This window comes from Pseudomonas sp. Bout1, assembly GCF_034314165.1.
Lineage (GTDB): Bacteria > Pseudomonadota > Gammaproteobacteria > Pseudomonadales > Pseudomonadaceae > Aquipseudomonas.
Window position 1 is genome coordinate 6,918,442 of the sequence record NZ_JAVIWK010000001.1, and the last position, 14,643, is coordinate 6,933,084.

The window sequence follows — 14,643 nt, forward strand, 5'->3', positions numbered from 1 at the left end:
CCATGCGTGAACCGGGCCTGTTAAAACCGGCGGTGCTGTGGCTGCTGCTGTTGGCGCCGCTGTTTTTCAGCACCTACGGCTTTGCCACGTGGGTCACCAGCCAGCGCAGTGATGTGGGCACCATGGTGTTCGGCTGGGAAACCCATATCCCATTCTGGGCCTGGACCATCGTGCCCTACTGGTCGATCGACTTGCTCTACGGTTTCTCGCTGCTGCTGCCCAGTACGCGCCACGAGTTGAAACAACACGCCTTGCGCCTGCTGACGGCCCAAGTGATCGCTGTCACGTGTTTCCTGATCTGGCCGTTGCGCTTCACCTTCGAACGGCCGGAGCTGGATGGCGTGTTCGGCTGGTTGTTTGCGGTGCTCGCCGGGTTCGACAAGCCATTCAATCAGGCACCCTCGCTGCACATCGCCCTGCTGGTAGTACTGTGGATAATGTACCAGCGGCATAGCCAAGGCGTGTGGCGCTGGGTGGTGCACGGCTGGTTCGGGTTGATCGGCCTTTCGGTCCTGACCACTTATCAACATCACTTTATTGACTTACCCACAGGCGCCCTCGCCGGCTGGCTGTGCGTGTGGCTGTGGCCGCTGGAGCATCCGAGCCCGCTGCTGAACGCGCACCTGACCAGAGACCGGCAGCGCTGGCGGCTTGGGTTGCGGTATGGCTTCGGGTCGTTAGCGTGTTTGATCCTGGCACTGACCCTCGGCGGCGCTTGGTTATGGCTGCTATGGCCGGCGGTCTCCCTCGGGTTGATGAAGGCGAATTACTGGGTGTTGGGCGTTTCGGGCTTTCAGAAACGTACTGATGGGCGACTCACTCCGGCAGCGCGCTGGTTGTTTGCGCCTTACCTGGTAGCCGCCTGGATCAATTCCCGCCTGTGGACACGTAAGCATCCACAGCCCGATCAGGTTGTGGATAACGTTTGGCTGGGGCGAATTCCCACAGCCAACGAACTAGGCTCTTTCACGGCGGTGGTCGATCTGTGCGCCGAATTGCCGATTAATCCACAGGGCCGTGCCTATTACAGCCTGCCGGTGCTCGACCTCACAGCGCCCACTGCGGCGCAGTGCCTGGAAGGCGCTCAAGCCATTGAACGGCTGCGCTCAACCGGCCCATTACTGGTGTGCTGCGCCCTCGGTTACTCGCGCAGCGCGACCGCCGTGGCTGCATGGCTGCTGCACACCGGGCGCGCAGGCAACATCGACGATGCGGTGGCTATCATTCGTACAGCACGCCCACGTGTAGTCCTGCACGCCGCTCACCGTGAAGCCTTGGAGGGTTTAGCCCATGCCCGCTGATATGGAATTACAGGTGGTCGCCAGCCTGCTGCGCCGGGGCCGTTCGCTGGATCAGTTATCCACAGGCCTGACTTTACTCGGCGTGCTGTTCGGCCTCGCGCAACTGCTGATGGCCAGCATCACGCCAATCTGCCTGATCCTCAGCCTGTGGATGATTGTGCTCGGGCTGCTGCAAAAATACTGGGCGCTGCGGGTGGCCTTCGACGCCGACCTGTTCGCCCTGCTGGCCCGCGACACCGAGCGCACGCCCGACTTTGACCAGGCGATGCACACCCTCGGCCTGCAATCCGCCAAACGCGCGGGCCGGCCCTGGGCCGAACGCCGTCGCGGCGCCCTGAAACTGTTGCGCAAGCAAGCCTATCTGCTGGCGGCGCAAGTGCTGCTGACCGTGGTCGTCATCCTGGCCAGCCCCTGGCTGCCCTTCGCCGGATAAGGAATCCTCATGTTCGAACCCCTGGTCGCCACCCTGATTACCTCCATGGCCCGCACCGTCACCGGCGCCCGCAGCCTGTGGCTTGGCTGCGCACCCGTGCCGGTGCAGCGCATCTATTACGCCAACCACAGCAGCCACGGGGATTTCGTGCTGCTGTGGGCGTCGTTGCCCCAGAACCTGCGTAAATTCACCCGCCCGGTGGCCGGCAGCGACTACTGGAACACCAGCGCCCTGCGCCGCTACGTCATCAACCGGGTATTCAATGGCGTATTGATCGACCGCGAGCGCAAGGACCCTGTGGATAACCCGCTTCAGCCGATGCTCGAAGCCCTGGAGAATGGCGACTCATTGATCATCTTCCCCGAGGGCACGCGCAACCTCGAAGACGGCCTTCTGCCCTTCAAAAGCGGGCTGTATCACCTGGCAAAAAGTTATCCACAAGCCGAATTGATCCCGGTGTGGATCGCCAACCTCAACCGGGTCATGCCCAAGGGCCGCGTGTTGCCGCTGCCATTGCTGTGCACCACCAGCTTCGGCGCACCGCTGCAACTGGAGGACGGCGAAGACAAGGCGCTGTTCCTCGCCCGCACCCGCGACGCCTTGCTCGCCCTCGCCCCGGAGCATTCCTGAGATGGATAGCCAAACCCTGATGTTGTTCGGCGGGATCGGCGCGATCCTGGTGCTCGCCTCGCTGATCGGCCTGATCCTCAAACTGCGCACCCGTGGCACGCCCAACGCGGTGATCGACAACCTCAATGCCCGCATCAATGCGTGGTGGGTGATGGTGGTGGTAATCGGCGTGGCCTTCTGGCTTGGCACCGGCGCGGTGATCCTGCTGTTTTACGCGGTGTCGTTCTATGCCCTGCGCGAATTCCTCACACTGACGCCCACCCGGCGCAGCGACTACCCGGCACTGGTGGCAGCGTTTTACCTGGCGCTGCCGCTGCAATACCTGCTGATCTACTTCGACTGGTATGGACTGTTCTCGATCTTTATCCCCGTGTACGTGTTTTTGCTGCTGCCGATCCTTGCTTCATTGGGCGGCGACAGCACGCACTTCCTGGAACGGGCGTCGAAGGTGCAATGGGGGCTGATGATCGCGGTGTTCTGCGTGTCTTTCGTGCCGGCGCTGCTGACCCTGGATATCGTCGGCTACGAAGGCCGCAACCTGCTGCTGATCGCCTACCTGGTGATCGTGGTGCAACTGTCGGACGTATTGCAGTACGTGTGCGGCAAGCTGTTCGGCAAACACAAGATCGCCCCCAACCTGTCGCCGTCAAAGACGGTGGAAGGGTTTGTTGGCGGGATTCTGTTGTCGTCGCTGATCGGCGCGGCGTTATGGTGGACCACGCCGTTCAATCCCTGGCAGTCGTTCCTGATTGCGCTGTTGATCAACCTGCTGGGGTTTGCCGGCGGGATCGTGATGTCAGCAATCAAGCGCGACCGGGGCGTGAAGGATTGGGGGCACATGATCGAAGGGCACGGCGGAATGCTGGACCGGTTGGATTCGGTGTGTTTTGCCGCGCCGATCTTCTTCCATCTCGTACGCTACTGGTGGACCTGAAACCTCACTCAATTACCTTCCCCCCCGTAGCAGCTGTCGAGCTCTAGCGAGGCTGCGTCGGCCGCACCACCGACCTCAGACCGAGTCGCGCCCTACGCAGCCTCGCTAAAGCTCGACAGCTGCTACGAAGGGAGGGGAGTTTTCAGGTGGGGAGGTGACTCAGCGGCAACGCCCCCGGCGTCTTCACCGTCTGAATCGCAAAGTTGCTGCGGATATCACTCACCCCCGGCAACTTCAACAAACTCCCGGTCAGGAATCGCTCATACCCGCGCAAGTCCGGCACCACCACTTGCAGCAGGAAGTCAGATTCCCCCGACACCAAAAACGCCGAAATCACCTGGGGCAACGCCGTCACCGCCAGCCTGAACGCCTGCGCCTGTTCGTCGTTATGCCGCTCCACTTTTACCCCGACAAACACCGTCAGCCCCAAGCCGACTTCATCCCGGTCAAGACTCGCCTGGTACCCACGAATCACGCCCGCTTCTTCCAGAAGGCGCACGCGCCGCAAGCAGGGTGAAGCCGACAGGCCAATCTCATCTGCCAGTTGCACATTACTCAGGCGGCCATCGCGTTGCAGGGCTTCAAGAATCTTGCGGTCAAACGCATCCAGTTTCAGATTTGGCATAAGTGAAGTGTTTCGCCCGGCAGAAGTGGCAGATTGTGCCAAGACTAGACGCTTTTTGGGCTGACTACGCAAGCACCTGCCCCGGCCTTCGCCCCTAAAATTGCCCTACGAATCACGTACCGCAAGGGGCAGGCACATGGCAGAACTCTGGTTGTTTTTACTTGCACTGGCGGTGGTGTACCTGTTGCCCGGCCCGGACATGATCCTGCTGCTGCAAACCGGCGCCCGCCAGGGAAAGGCGATGGCGCTGGCAACGGCAGCCGGTTTGGGGCTGGCCCGAGGCTGCCACGTGGCGCTGGCAGGGATGGGCCTGGCAACGTTGTTCAAGGTTGCGCCATGGACGTTCGATGTGGTGCGCCTGGGCGGTGCGGCGTATCTACTGTGGATCGGCGTGCAGTGCCTGCGCGCCAACCTGCTGCCCAACCTGAATGCGCTAGGCGGCACAGCACCGGCGCACGCCTGGCGCGAAGCCTTCCAGCGCGGCCTGCTGACCAACCTGCTCAACCCCAAGGCGTTGCTGTTCTGCTCCGTATTGCTGCCGCAATTTATCGATCCACTTGGCCCTTCGGTAACGGCGCAGTTTGCATCGTTGGGCGTGATTCTGGTGGCCGTCGGCCTGGCATTCGACAGTTGCTACGGCCTGGCTGGCGCAAGAGTCGGCCGCTGGCTGGAGCGCAGCCCATCGGCCCAACGCCTCCAACAATGGTTGTTTGGCAGCCTTTTGATCGGTTTTGCGATACGCCTCACTTTCGTGCAGCACGCCTGAGCTGTACGGCGTATTTGCCGTCATCTTTTGTATTAAAGAGACGTGTAAGATACGCGACACATTGCCAGGGATGCTCACCATGTTTGATTCGTTAAAAGCGACCAGCCGCCGTTTTTTCGGCGCCTTGATCTCAGTGGTGAGTGTTCTGTTGCACGCCGTGCGATGGCTGGCGCGCAGCCTGTTCGGCCAATGGCAACCGCCGCGCTGGTTGCACGCCGCAGGCACCGGCGTGGTGAACGCCGGCCATAAGGCCCGGGCGTATCCGCGCCAGGCCGCTGGCGGCGTACTGGCCCTGGTGTTGCTGGTGGCCGTAGGCTTTTATGGCTGGCATTGGTATTCCCACCTGCCGCAGCCCCACACCGTGGGCTATTCGCTGCACAAGCCCAACCTGACGGATTACACCCAGCCGCAGCCCGTTGTGGATAACTTGCAGGTGCGCTTCGCCGAATCCGTGGCACCGCTGGCAGCGATTGGCAAACCGGTCACCGAAGGCATCACCCTCAAGCCGGCCATCGCTGGAGCCTGGCGCTGGTCGGATGACCACAGCCTAATGTTCACCCCGGAAAAAGACTGGCCCGTCGACGCCCACTACACCATCGACCTGGCCAAGAAGAACCTGTTGGCCGACGGCGTGCTACTTGGCCAATACAGCAGCCAATTTTCCACCCAACCGTTCCGCGCCACCTTGGCGCAAAACGAGTTGTACCAGGACCCAAGCAACCCGACGCAGAAACAGTTGGTAGCGACCTTCCACTTTTCCCACCCGGTAGATGAAGACAGCGTACGCAAGCGTGCCACGGTCACCCTCGGCAAAGGCCTGGCCTACCGCGACGCGCAACTGCCCAACCGCCCGGAAATCAGCTTCGACGAGCACAAGCTCAATGCCTTCGTGCGCTCCGCCGCCCTGGCCACTCCGCTGGAAAGCACCCCGGTCAGCGCCAAGCTCGATGAAGGCCTCAAGGCACGTGACGGCGGCAACGCCAGCCCGGCGCCATTGGTGGCCGAAGTTACCGTACCCGGGCGCTATCGCCTGACTTTTACCGGCGCCGAAGTCAGCTTTGTCGACAACGAACGCGCCGAGCCCGAGCCGGTATTGATGTTCAGCAGCTCCAGCGCCGTGGCCGATGAAACCATCGCCAACAAAGTGCAGGCCTGGATGCTGCCGGAAAAAGCCCAGGACGACACCCGCCCCTGGAACCTGCAAGACATCGACGACAAGCTGTTGGCCAGCAGCACCAAGGTCAAGCTGACCCACGTGCCGAGCGTCGAACCGCTGAATACCCTGCACGCCTTCAAGTTCAAGGCCCCGCCTGGCCGCGCCCTGTATGTGCGGGTACCGGCCAACCTGGAAGCCATCGGCGGCTACCTGGCGAAAAATCCGACAGCTTCCCTGGTGAGCATGCCGGCCTATCCGCGCACGCTGCAGTTCCTGTCTGACGGCGCCCTGCTCAGTCTTACCGGCGAAAAACGCCTGGGCTTCATGGCCCGCGGCGTACCCGGCGCCCACGTGGAAATTGCCCGCCTGCTGCCCAACCAGTTGCAGCACCTGGTGGACCAGAGCAGCGGCAGTTTTGCTCGACCGAATTTTGCAAATGACTACTTCGACCGGATGGTGGAGCGTCAGAGCCTGGACATTCCGCTGTCGGCTGGCGACCCGTCCAAAACGCTCTATGACAATGTTGACCTGAGCAATTACCTGACGGCCAACGGCGGCCGCCGCGGCATTTTTGTGCTCAAGTTGAGCCCACAGGACGACCCGGCCGATCGCACCTTTGAGTATTCCCACGACTCCACCAGCGACCTGCGCTTCATCGTGGTCACCGACTTGGGCATCATCGCCAAGCGCTCCAGCGACGGCAGCCACGATGTGTACGTGCAGTCCATCGGCAACGGCTCGCCGGTAGCCGACGCCCAGGTCGATATCATCGGCCGCAACGGTTTGCCGGTGGCCAGTGGCCGTACCGACACCGAAGGCCACGCGCATTTTGCCAAGCTGGATGAACTGCGCCGCGAGAAAACCCCGCTGATGTATGTGGTCAGTCGCGGCAATGACCAATCCTTCCTGCCGATTGCCCGTCAGTCCCAGCAGCTGGATTTGTCGCGCTTTGATGTCGGCGGCCTGGAAGAGGACGGTGCGATCAATCGCCTCAGTGCCTACCTGTTTACCGACCGTGGCCTGTACCGGCCCGGCGAAACCGCGCACCTGGGCATGATCGTGCGCAGCGGCGACTGGAAAGGCGCGCTGCAAGGCTTGCCCGTTGAGCTGCAAATCACCGACCCACGGGGCCTGGAGGTGATTCGCCAGCCGCTGAAGCTTTCCGCCAGCGGTTTTGAAACCTTTGATTTCCCGAGCAGCGAAGTCGCGCCTTCCGGGGATTACACCGCCACCTTGCAACTGATCGGCGAGAAGCAGCGACGCACTGACCTGGGCAGCGTCAGCTTCAAGGTCCGCGACTTCGAACCGGACCGAATGAAAGTCAGCCTCAGCCTGCACGACACCCCGGTGCTGGGCTGGATCCCGCCAGACCAAGTGGTGGCCAAGGTCACCGCGATGCACTTGTTCGGCGCTCCGGCGGCCGGCCGTCGCGTTACGGCCAAAATGTCCCTGAGCCCAACGCTCGCGGCCTTTGATCGCTACCCCGATTACCGTTTCCGCCTGAACGACTCGCTGGAAGAAGCCAGCTCCGAAGACCTGGCCGAAACCACCGTCGACGACAATGGCCAGGCGGTGCTGGACCTCAACCTGCAACGCTTCGCCAACAGCACCTACCGCCTGCAAGTGATGACCCAGGTGTACGAAGCCGAAGGCGGCCGCAACGTCGCCGCACAAAGCGCGTTGCTGGTCTCGGCGGCGCACTACCTGGTAGGTGTGAAGAGCCAGGATTCGCTGTCGTTCGTCGCCAAGGACGCGCCGCGCCAGGTGCAATGGCTGGCCGTCGCGCCAGACCTCACGCCGGTCGCCGTGGACGGCCTGACCAGTGAAGTGGTGGAGCACCGCTACGTCTCGGTGCTGGTGAAGCAATCCAACGGCACCTACAAGTACGAGTCGCGCATCAAGAACATCAGCCAGCTGGCCTCGCCTGTCGTAATGACCAAGGACGGCGCCAAGCAAACCCTGAACACCGGCACCCCGGGCGATTTCACCCTGCAGCTCAAGGACGCCAACGGCAACCTGCTGAACCAGATCGACTACAGCGTGGCCGGCCGGGGCAACACCTCGCGCTCCCTGGAACGCAACGCCGAGTTGCAACTGCGCCTGGATAAACGCAGCTACGCCACCGGTGATGAGATCGCCATCAGTATTCGTGCGCCGTACACCGGTGCCGGGTTGATCACCATCGAGCGGGACAAGGTCTACACCCAGCAATGGTTCAAGGCCGACAGCACCAACAGCGTGCAACACATCCGCGTTCCTGCGGGGCTTGAGGGCAATGCCTACGTCAACGTGCAGTTCGTGCGGGACATCGGCTCGTCCGAGGTCTACATGAGCCCGCTGTCCTACGGCGTGGTGCCGTTCAGCATCAACCTCGATGCGCGGCGCATGGCGTTGAAAGTCGAAGGCCCGGCGAAGATCGAGCCGGGGCAGACCCTGGATATCAAGGTCAACGCCGACCGCCCTGGCCGCGCAGTGGTCTACGCGGTGGACGAAGGCATCCTGCAAGTGGCGCGCTACCAGGCGCCGGACCCGCTGGGCTTCTTCTTCCAGAAGCGCGCGTTGGAGGTTGGTACCAGTCAGATCCTTGACCTGATCCTGCCGGAATTCAGCCGTCTGCTCAGTGGGGCAGCGCCCGGTGGTGATACCGAGGGTGCCCTGGCCAACCACCTCAACCCGTTCAAGCGCAAACACCAGCCGCCTGTGGCCTGGTGGTCTGGCCTGGTGGACTTGCCGGCCGGTGAAACCGTGCTGCATTACCAGGTCCCGGACAGCTTCAACGGCAAGCTGCACCTGTTTGCGGTGGCCGTGGACAGTGACAGCGTGGGCGTCAGCGAAGCCAACACCGAAGTGCGCGGGCCGCTGGTGATCACGCCGAACGTGCCGGCCTTTGTCGCACCGGGGGATGTGTTCAGCGTCAGCGCCGGGGTGTTCAGCAACCTGGACGCCGCGGCGGACGTGAAGTTTGAAGTGCAGACCAGCGATGGCCTGCAGGTGCAAGGCGACAAGGCCAGCACCCTGGCGTTGCAACCGCGCAAGGAAGGCGTTGCCGAGTTCAAGATCAAGGTAGGCGAAAACCTCGGCTCGGCCGACTTGCGCTTCGTCGCGGTGCTGCCGGATGGCAAGCGTATCCAGGTAGCGGAAACCACCTCGATCCGGCCATTGAGCGAGCATCGCGTTGCCCTGAGCCTGGGCCGTTTCGACAGCGCCAGCAAAGAGTTGAAACCGACCCGTGAGCTGTTCAGCCAGTTGCGCGATGTGCAGTTGGGCGTCGCCGCGTCGCCGCTGGTTTGGGCCAACGGCCTCAAGCATTACCTGGATGACTACGGCTACGCCTGCACCGAACAGTTGGTGTCCAAGGCAATGCCTGCGTTGATCTGGGGCGGCAACGCGCCCGAGGCCGAGCAGGCCTTCAGCGGCGCGGTGCGCATGCTGCGTCAGCGGCAGAACCAGGCCGGTGGTTTCGGCTTGTGGGCGGCCAACCCGGACGTGGCGCCGTACGCCAGCCTGTACGCCACCGACTTCCTGATCGAGGCCCGGGAGCGCGGGCTGCCGGTGCCGGAAGACCTGTTGCAACGCTCCAACGCGTACCTCACCGACCTGGCCAACGGCCCGAGCGAAGGCCTGTCGGAATTGCGTAACCGCGCCTACGCCAGTTACCTGTTGAGCCGTCAGGGGATTCTGGTAAGCGGCGCCTTGAGCGATATCCGCGAACGCTATGAAAGCTACTTCAAGGACACCTGGCAGAACGACATTGGCGCCGCGTACCTGGCCGCCAGCTACAAGTTGCTCAAGCAGGATCGCCAGGCCGATGCAGTGTTCCGCAAAGTCCCATGGCTTTCCCTTGTGGATAAGTGGAACAGCGACGGCCTGTATTACGACCCGCTGGTGCACGACGCCGAGCACCTGCATTTGCTCGCCCGGCACTTCCCCCAAATGCTCGACGATGTGCCGGCCAGCCTGCTGGATAAACTCGGCAAGCGCCTCAACGAGCAGCGCTACAACTCGCTGTCGGCGGCGCTTTTGCTGCGGGCCCTGGACAACTACGGCCAGCGCGCGCAAAGCGACATGACGCTCAAGGCGACTGCTTGGCTCGGCGACAAGCAGCAACAGTTGTTGCAGATGGCCGGCCAGCCGCCACGTGCGGCGGTACCGGCCGGCACGCAAAAACTGCAAATGGAAAAATCCGACGGCCCGGCGGCGTTCTACATGCTGAGCGAAGCCGGCTATGACAAGGGCGCTACGCTGAAACCGATCAACAACGGCCTGGAAATCATCCACGAATACCTCGACCTCAAAGGCAACCCGGTCAGCAAGGTCGCGGTGGGTGATGAGTTCCTGGTGCGCCTGCGCTTGCGGGCCACCGACCGTGACCAGGTGCAGCAAGTGGCCGTGGTCGACTTGCTGCCGGGTGGTGTCGAGCCTGTGTATAACTTGCCGCCGGAGCCGGAAGCGGCCAGCAGCGAGGAAAGCGAAGGCGACGATTCGGAGTACGTTGAAACCAGCGAAGACACCGAGGAAGCCGACGCCTGGCAAGCGCCGATCGGCGAGACCGACCTGAGCAACTGGCAGCCGGACTATGTCGATGTGCGTGATGACCGAGTGGTGTTGTACGGCACCGCGCTGCGGGATGTAGGCACCTTCGTGTACCGCGTGCGCGCCACCAACGCCGGTACCTTCAATACGCCACCGGCCTACGCCGAGGGCATGTACGAAACCACCCTGCAAGGACGCGGCAAAGTAGGCCAGCTTGAAATTACCAAGCCTTAAACGCCTGACGCCGCTGCTGGCAGCGGCGCTGATTCTGGCGGGGCTGCGGTTGTGGCCCCATGCACCGCTGGAACACGCTGCCACCTCCTCACGGGTGGTGCTGGCCGACGACGGTTCGCTGCTGCGCATGACCCTGGCGGCTGACGGGCAATATCGCCTGTGGCTACCGCTGGAGCGGATTTCTCCGTCACTGGTGGAGGCGCTGCTGCTCAAGGAAGACCGCAACTTCTATTGGCACCCGGGAATCAATCCCCCGGCGTTACTGCGGGCGGCCATGGCCACCTACAGCGGCGGCCAGCGCCAGGGCGGTTCGACGTTGAGCATGCAGTTGGCCAGGCGTCTGTGGGATCTGAATACCCGCCAGGTGCCCGGCAAGCTCGAGCAAATGGCCTTGGCGTTGTGGCTGGAGGCGCGCTACAGCAAGCATGACATCCTGGAGGCCTATCTCAACCTGGCACCCATGGGCGGTAATATCGAAGGCGCCGAAGCGGCCAGCCGGATTTACTTTGGCAAGTCCGCAGCGCAATTGTCTTTGTCTGAAGCCCTCGCCCTGGCCGTGATTCCCCAGCAACCCGGCCGCCGCGCGCGCTTCGGCCCATCGCTGCAAACCGCCCGGCAGCGGCTGATGGCCGATTGGCGGGAGACTTATCCACAGGACCCGCGAAACGACAGTTTGTTGGACCTGCCACTGGAAGCCCGCACCCGCCAGCAAATCCCGTTTCTGGCGCCGCACCTGAGCGAACAACTGCTGGCCTCGCAGACCGGCAACGAGCTGAACAGCACCCTCAACCTGCCACTGCAACAATTGCTGGAGCGCCTGATCACCGGCTTTATCGCCGAGCGCCGCAGCAGCGGTGTGGAAAACGCCACGGCGATCCTGATCGACAGCCGCGACCAGAGCGTAAAAGCCCTGGTGGGCTCGGCAGACTACTCATCCACGGGCATTCACGGCCAGGTCAACGGCGTGCTGTCGCGGCGTTCGCCGGGCTCGACCCTCAAGCCATTCCTGTATGGGCTGGCGCTGGACCAAGGGGTGATCCACCCCATGAGCATCCTCAAGGACATGCCGAGTAACTTCGGCTACTTCCAGCCGGAAAATTTCGACGGCAGTTTTGTCGGCCCGGTGACGGCCCGCGACGCGCTTATTCGCAGCCGCAATATCCCGGCTGTCTGGCTGGCCAGCCAAACCCGCTCGCCGTCACTCTACGGATTGCTACAACGCGCCGGGATCAAGGGCCTTCGAGGCGAAAGCCATTACGGCTTGGCACTGGCCTTGGGCGGCGGCGAGATGACGCCCGAGGAACTGGCGCGGCTGTATGTGATGTTGGCAGGTGACGGGCATTTGCGGCCCCTGCGCTATTTGCAGGAGCAGCCGCAAACCACCGGCGCCCAGTTACTCACACCGCAGGCCGCGTTTATGGTGCGCGACATGCTGCGGCGCAACCCGCGCCCGGACGGCCTGCCGGGACGCCATTGGCGCACGGCCTGGAAGACCGGCACGTCCTGGGGTTTTCACGATGCCTGGAGCGCAGGCCTCGTAGGCCCGTACGTGCTGGTGGTGTGGGTGGGCAACTTCGACGGCCGTCCGAACCCTGAGTTTATCGGCGCGAAAACCGCCGCACCGCTGTTCTTCCGCATCGCCGACGCCCTGCCGCTGGCCTTGCCCAATGTGGTGATCAAACCCGACAAGCCGCCCGCCGGGTTGATCCGCATCGACGTCTGCGCCGCCTCCGGCGAGTTGCCCAACCGCTGGTGCCCGCGCACTCGCAAGACGTGGTACATCCCCGGCGTGTCACCGATTCGCGTGTCCAACCTGCACCGCCCGGTGCTGATCGACACCCGCACCGGCAAGGCCGCGTGCCCGCCCTTCGACCCGCAGTACACTCGCGAAGAAGTCTTCGAATTCTGGCCCAGCGATGTGCAGCGGCTGTTTCGCGCCGCCGGGCTGCCGCGACGCACGCCGCCCAATGTGCAGAAAAGCTGCCAACCCAATCGCATCGGCGACCAGAGCGAAGCGCCGCAGATTCGTTCGCCACTGACCCAGGTCAGCTACCATCTGCGCCTGTCACAGCCCCAGGAAAGCATTCCGCTGAACGCCAACGCGGCCAGTGATGCGCAGACGCTGTATTGGTTCGCCGACCAGACATTGATTGGCCAGGGCCCGCCGCAAACCACGCTGAACTGGCGCCCGGGCAAGTCGGGGGAATATCGGTTGCGGGTGACTGATGATCAGGGCCGTAGCGCCAGCCGGGGCTTGAAAGTGGAGTTTGTGCCCTGATCAGGCATCTTCGTCGCCGAAACTGGCGGTGCCGGCGTCTTTTGTAAAATGCTTGTACGCCGCGCCCAGCTTGCGCTGCTCAAAGATCGAGAACACCAGGGTGCCCAGCAGAATCATCATCCACACCAGGAACACCTTCATGGTGTCCACCTGGGCTACCACCAGCAGCAAGGTCACCACGCCGCCAATCACCATGCCCAGGCCCATCCAGGCACCCAGCACCCGGCCTACCGCCAGGCGCATGCCCTTGGGCAGCAAGAGCCGCAGTGCGAGCAACACCACAAACATCGACAGCAAGAACCCGAACGCGGCCATGAAGGGAATCACGAAGCCGTTGTCACGGTACAACCAGGCCAAAAAGCGATAGGCCGGGTTCAGTGCCGCCATTTGCTGGTAGGTGGCGGGGCCCGGCAAATGCAACTGGGCAAAATGCTCCGGGGTCATGGCCATGATGCCGACGCCGATCAAACCCACCACCACCGCGTAAAAACCACCGGCGCGCCACAGCGGCGCCAGCACGCGGCGATTCTCCACATCCTTGGTCTCGGCCAGGCCGAACACCGCATCACGTTGCCGGCCCTGGGCAATCACCGTCTTGCCTTCGCGCTCGCAGGCATCGCCAATCAGCATTACCTGCATATCCTGGGTGAGCAGCAGTTCGCCCTGACGGCGTGAGCTACCGATCAATTCATGTTCGTCAGGGGACTTCTTGCCGAACAGGTCGATGCCTTCGGCAAACACCGACACTTCCCCCGTGGCATCCTGCAGGCGGAAGTCATTGCAGCGAGCTTCGGCCGAAACCTGGCTCCAGCTCCAATCGCCGTCCTTGTCCTTGGTGCCTTCCTCGACGATCCACACGTAACCGGCGCAAGGCTTGCCGTTGACCGGGGAAACCAGCGGCGTGTCGACGATCACCTTGCCGTTCACTTCCACCAGGCCCATGGCCAATGCGCGTATCTGGCTGGTGGCCAGACGCTGTTCGGTGCGATAGAAGTTGGGGCCGAAGCTGGCCAGCAGGCCGATCAAGATGCAAACCGGGAAAAACAGCGCCACCAGGATCGTCGGGGCATAGACCATCAGGCCGATGAAACCCGCGAGAAAGACTAGCGCCACCAGGGTTTTCCACGCTGGCTTTTTCGCGACAACGCCCGCCTGGGTAGTTTTCATGCGCCCGGCACCTCAAGCTTCACGCCCTCGTAGCGGGTTTCTTCGGCGCTGATGGCCAGCAGCGGGATGCGCTGGTAGCCGAGCATCTTTGCGAAGAACAGGTCGGGGAAAATCGCGATGGCAATGTTGTAGAGGTTTACCGACTCGTTGAAGAATTCGCGGCGGTCGGCGATGCGTTCCTCCACCGCCGAGATCGCCTGCTGCAACTCGACCATATTGGGGCCGGAGATCAGCGTCGGGTAATTCTCGGCCACCGCAATCACCGACTTGAGCGCGGTATTGAGCTGGTTGGAGGCATCGACCTTATCGGTCAGGCTGCTGGCGTTGAGGTAGGCGGTGCGGGCGTCGCTGAGGCGGGTGAACAGCGCGTTCTCATGGTTCATGGCGGTTTGCACCACGCGCATCAGGTCGGGAATCTGGTCGGCCCGTTGCTTGAGCAATACGTCGATGTTGGCGAAGGCTTTATCCACATCGTTGCGCCGCATCACCAGGCCGTTGTAGACCCCCACCAGCCAGCCGACCAGGCCGACGACAATAATCAGCACGACGATACCGGCGATCAGCAGTTCTATGTTCATGGTGAAGG

General features: G+C 62.7%; 10 protein-coding genes. 7 read left to right on the forward strand and 3 right to left on the reverse strand.

Translation table 11 applies throughout. The features are described 5' to 3' along the window. The first annotated feature begins 2 nt into the window (after positions 1-2). The 4 genes from RGV33_RS32145 to RGV33_RS32160 are packed head-to-tail and all read left to right on the forward strand — an operon-like array spanning position 3 to position 3,298. A complete protein-coding gene (locus RGV33_RS32145; RefSeq protein ID WP_322148487.1) occupies positions 3-1,301 on the forward strand; it encodes a phosphatase PAP2/dual specificity phosphatase family protein in 1,299 nt (432 codons plus the stop codon). Continuing rightward, the gene (locus RGV33_RS32150) at positions 1,291-1,734 is read left to right on the forward strand and encodes a hypothetical protein (RefSeq protein WP_322148488.1); all 444 of its coding nucleotides are present in this window, start codon (positions 1,291-1,293) and stop codon (positions 1,732-1,734) included. The genes RGV33_RS32145 and RGV33_RS32150 overlap by 11 nt, the downstream gene beginning before the upstream one ends. 9 nt (positions 1,735-1,743) lie before the next feature. Next, a complete protein-coding gene (locus RGV33_RS32155; protein ID WP_322148489.1) occupies positions 1,744-2,364 on the forward strand; it encodes a lysophospholipid acyltransferase family protein in 621 nt (206 codons plus the stop codon). Between the two features lies 1 nt (position 2,365). Beyond that, a complete protein-coding gene (locus RGV33_RS32160; protein WP_063033761.1) occupies positions 2,366-3,298 on the forward strand; it encodes a phosphatidate cytidylyltransferase in 933 nt (310 codons plus the stop codon). A 142-nt stretch (positions 3,299-3,440) separates the two neighbouring features. Here the strand turns inward: RGV33_RS32160 and RGV33_RS32165 are convergent, their stop codons facing one another. After that, positions 3,441-3,914 (reverse strand): Lrp/AsnC family transcriptional regulator, encoded by a 474-nt coding sequence (locus RGV33_RS32165; protein WP_322148778.1) that lies wholly within the window; start codon positions 3,912-3,914, stop codon positions 3,441-3,443. Positions 3,915-4,059: 145 nt separating this feature from the next. On the opposite strand from RGV33_RS32165, the gene RGV33_RS32170 reads away from it, so the two are divergent. From RGV33_RS32170 to pbpC, 3 genes are all read left to right on the forward strand, one after another. Beyond that, the gene (locus RGV33_RS32170; protein WP_322148490.1) at positions 4,060-4,689 is read left to right on the forward strand and encodes a LysE family translocator; all 630 of its coding nucleotides are present in this window, start codon (positions 4,060-4,062) and stop codon (positions 4,687-4,689) included. A 79-nt stretch (positions 4,690-4,768) separates the two neighbouring features. Continuing rightward, complete coding sequence (locus tag RGV33_RS32175) at positions 4,769-10,612, forward strand: alpha-2-macroglobulin (RefSeq protein ID WP_322148491.1); 5,844 nt, start codon at positions 4,769-4,771, stop codon at positions 10,610-10,612. Beyond that, entirely contained in the window at positions 10,593-12,890 is a 2,298-nt protein-coding gene (gene pbpC / locus RGV33_RS32180; RefSeq protein WP_322148492.1) for a penicillin-binding protein 1C, read from the forward strand. Before RGV33_RS32175 ends, pbpC begins: the two co-directional genes overlap by 20 nt. Here the strand turns inward: pbpC and RGV33_RS32185 are convergent, their stop codons facing one another. Both RGV33_RS32185 and RGV33_RS32190 read right to left on the reverse strand, forming a co-directional pair. Then, complete coding sequence (locus tag RGV33_RS32185) at positions 12,891-14,057, reverse strand: hypothetical protein (protein ID WP_322148493.1); 1,167 nt, start codon at positions 14,055-14,057, stop codon at positions 12,891-12,893. It lies immediately after the preceding gene. Then, positions 14,054-14,635, reverse strand: a complete 582-nt coding sequence (locus tag RGV33_RS32190) for a LemA family protein (RefSeq protein ID WP_010168443.1) — start codon at positions 14,633-14,635, stop codon at positions 14,054-14,056. Before RGV33_RS32190 ends, RGV33_RS32185 begins: the two co-directional genes overlap by 4 nt. Positions 14,636-14,643 lie beyond the last annotated feature (8 nt).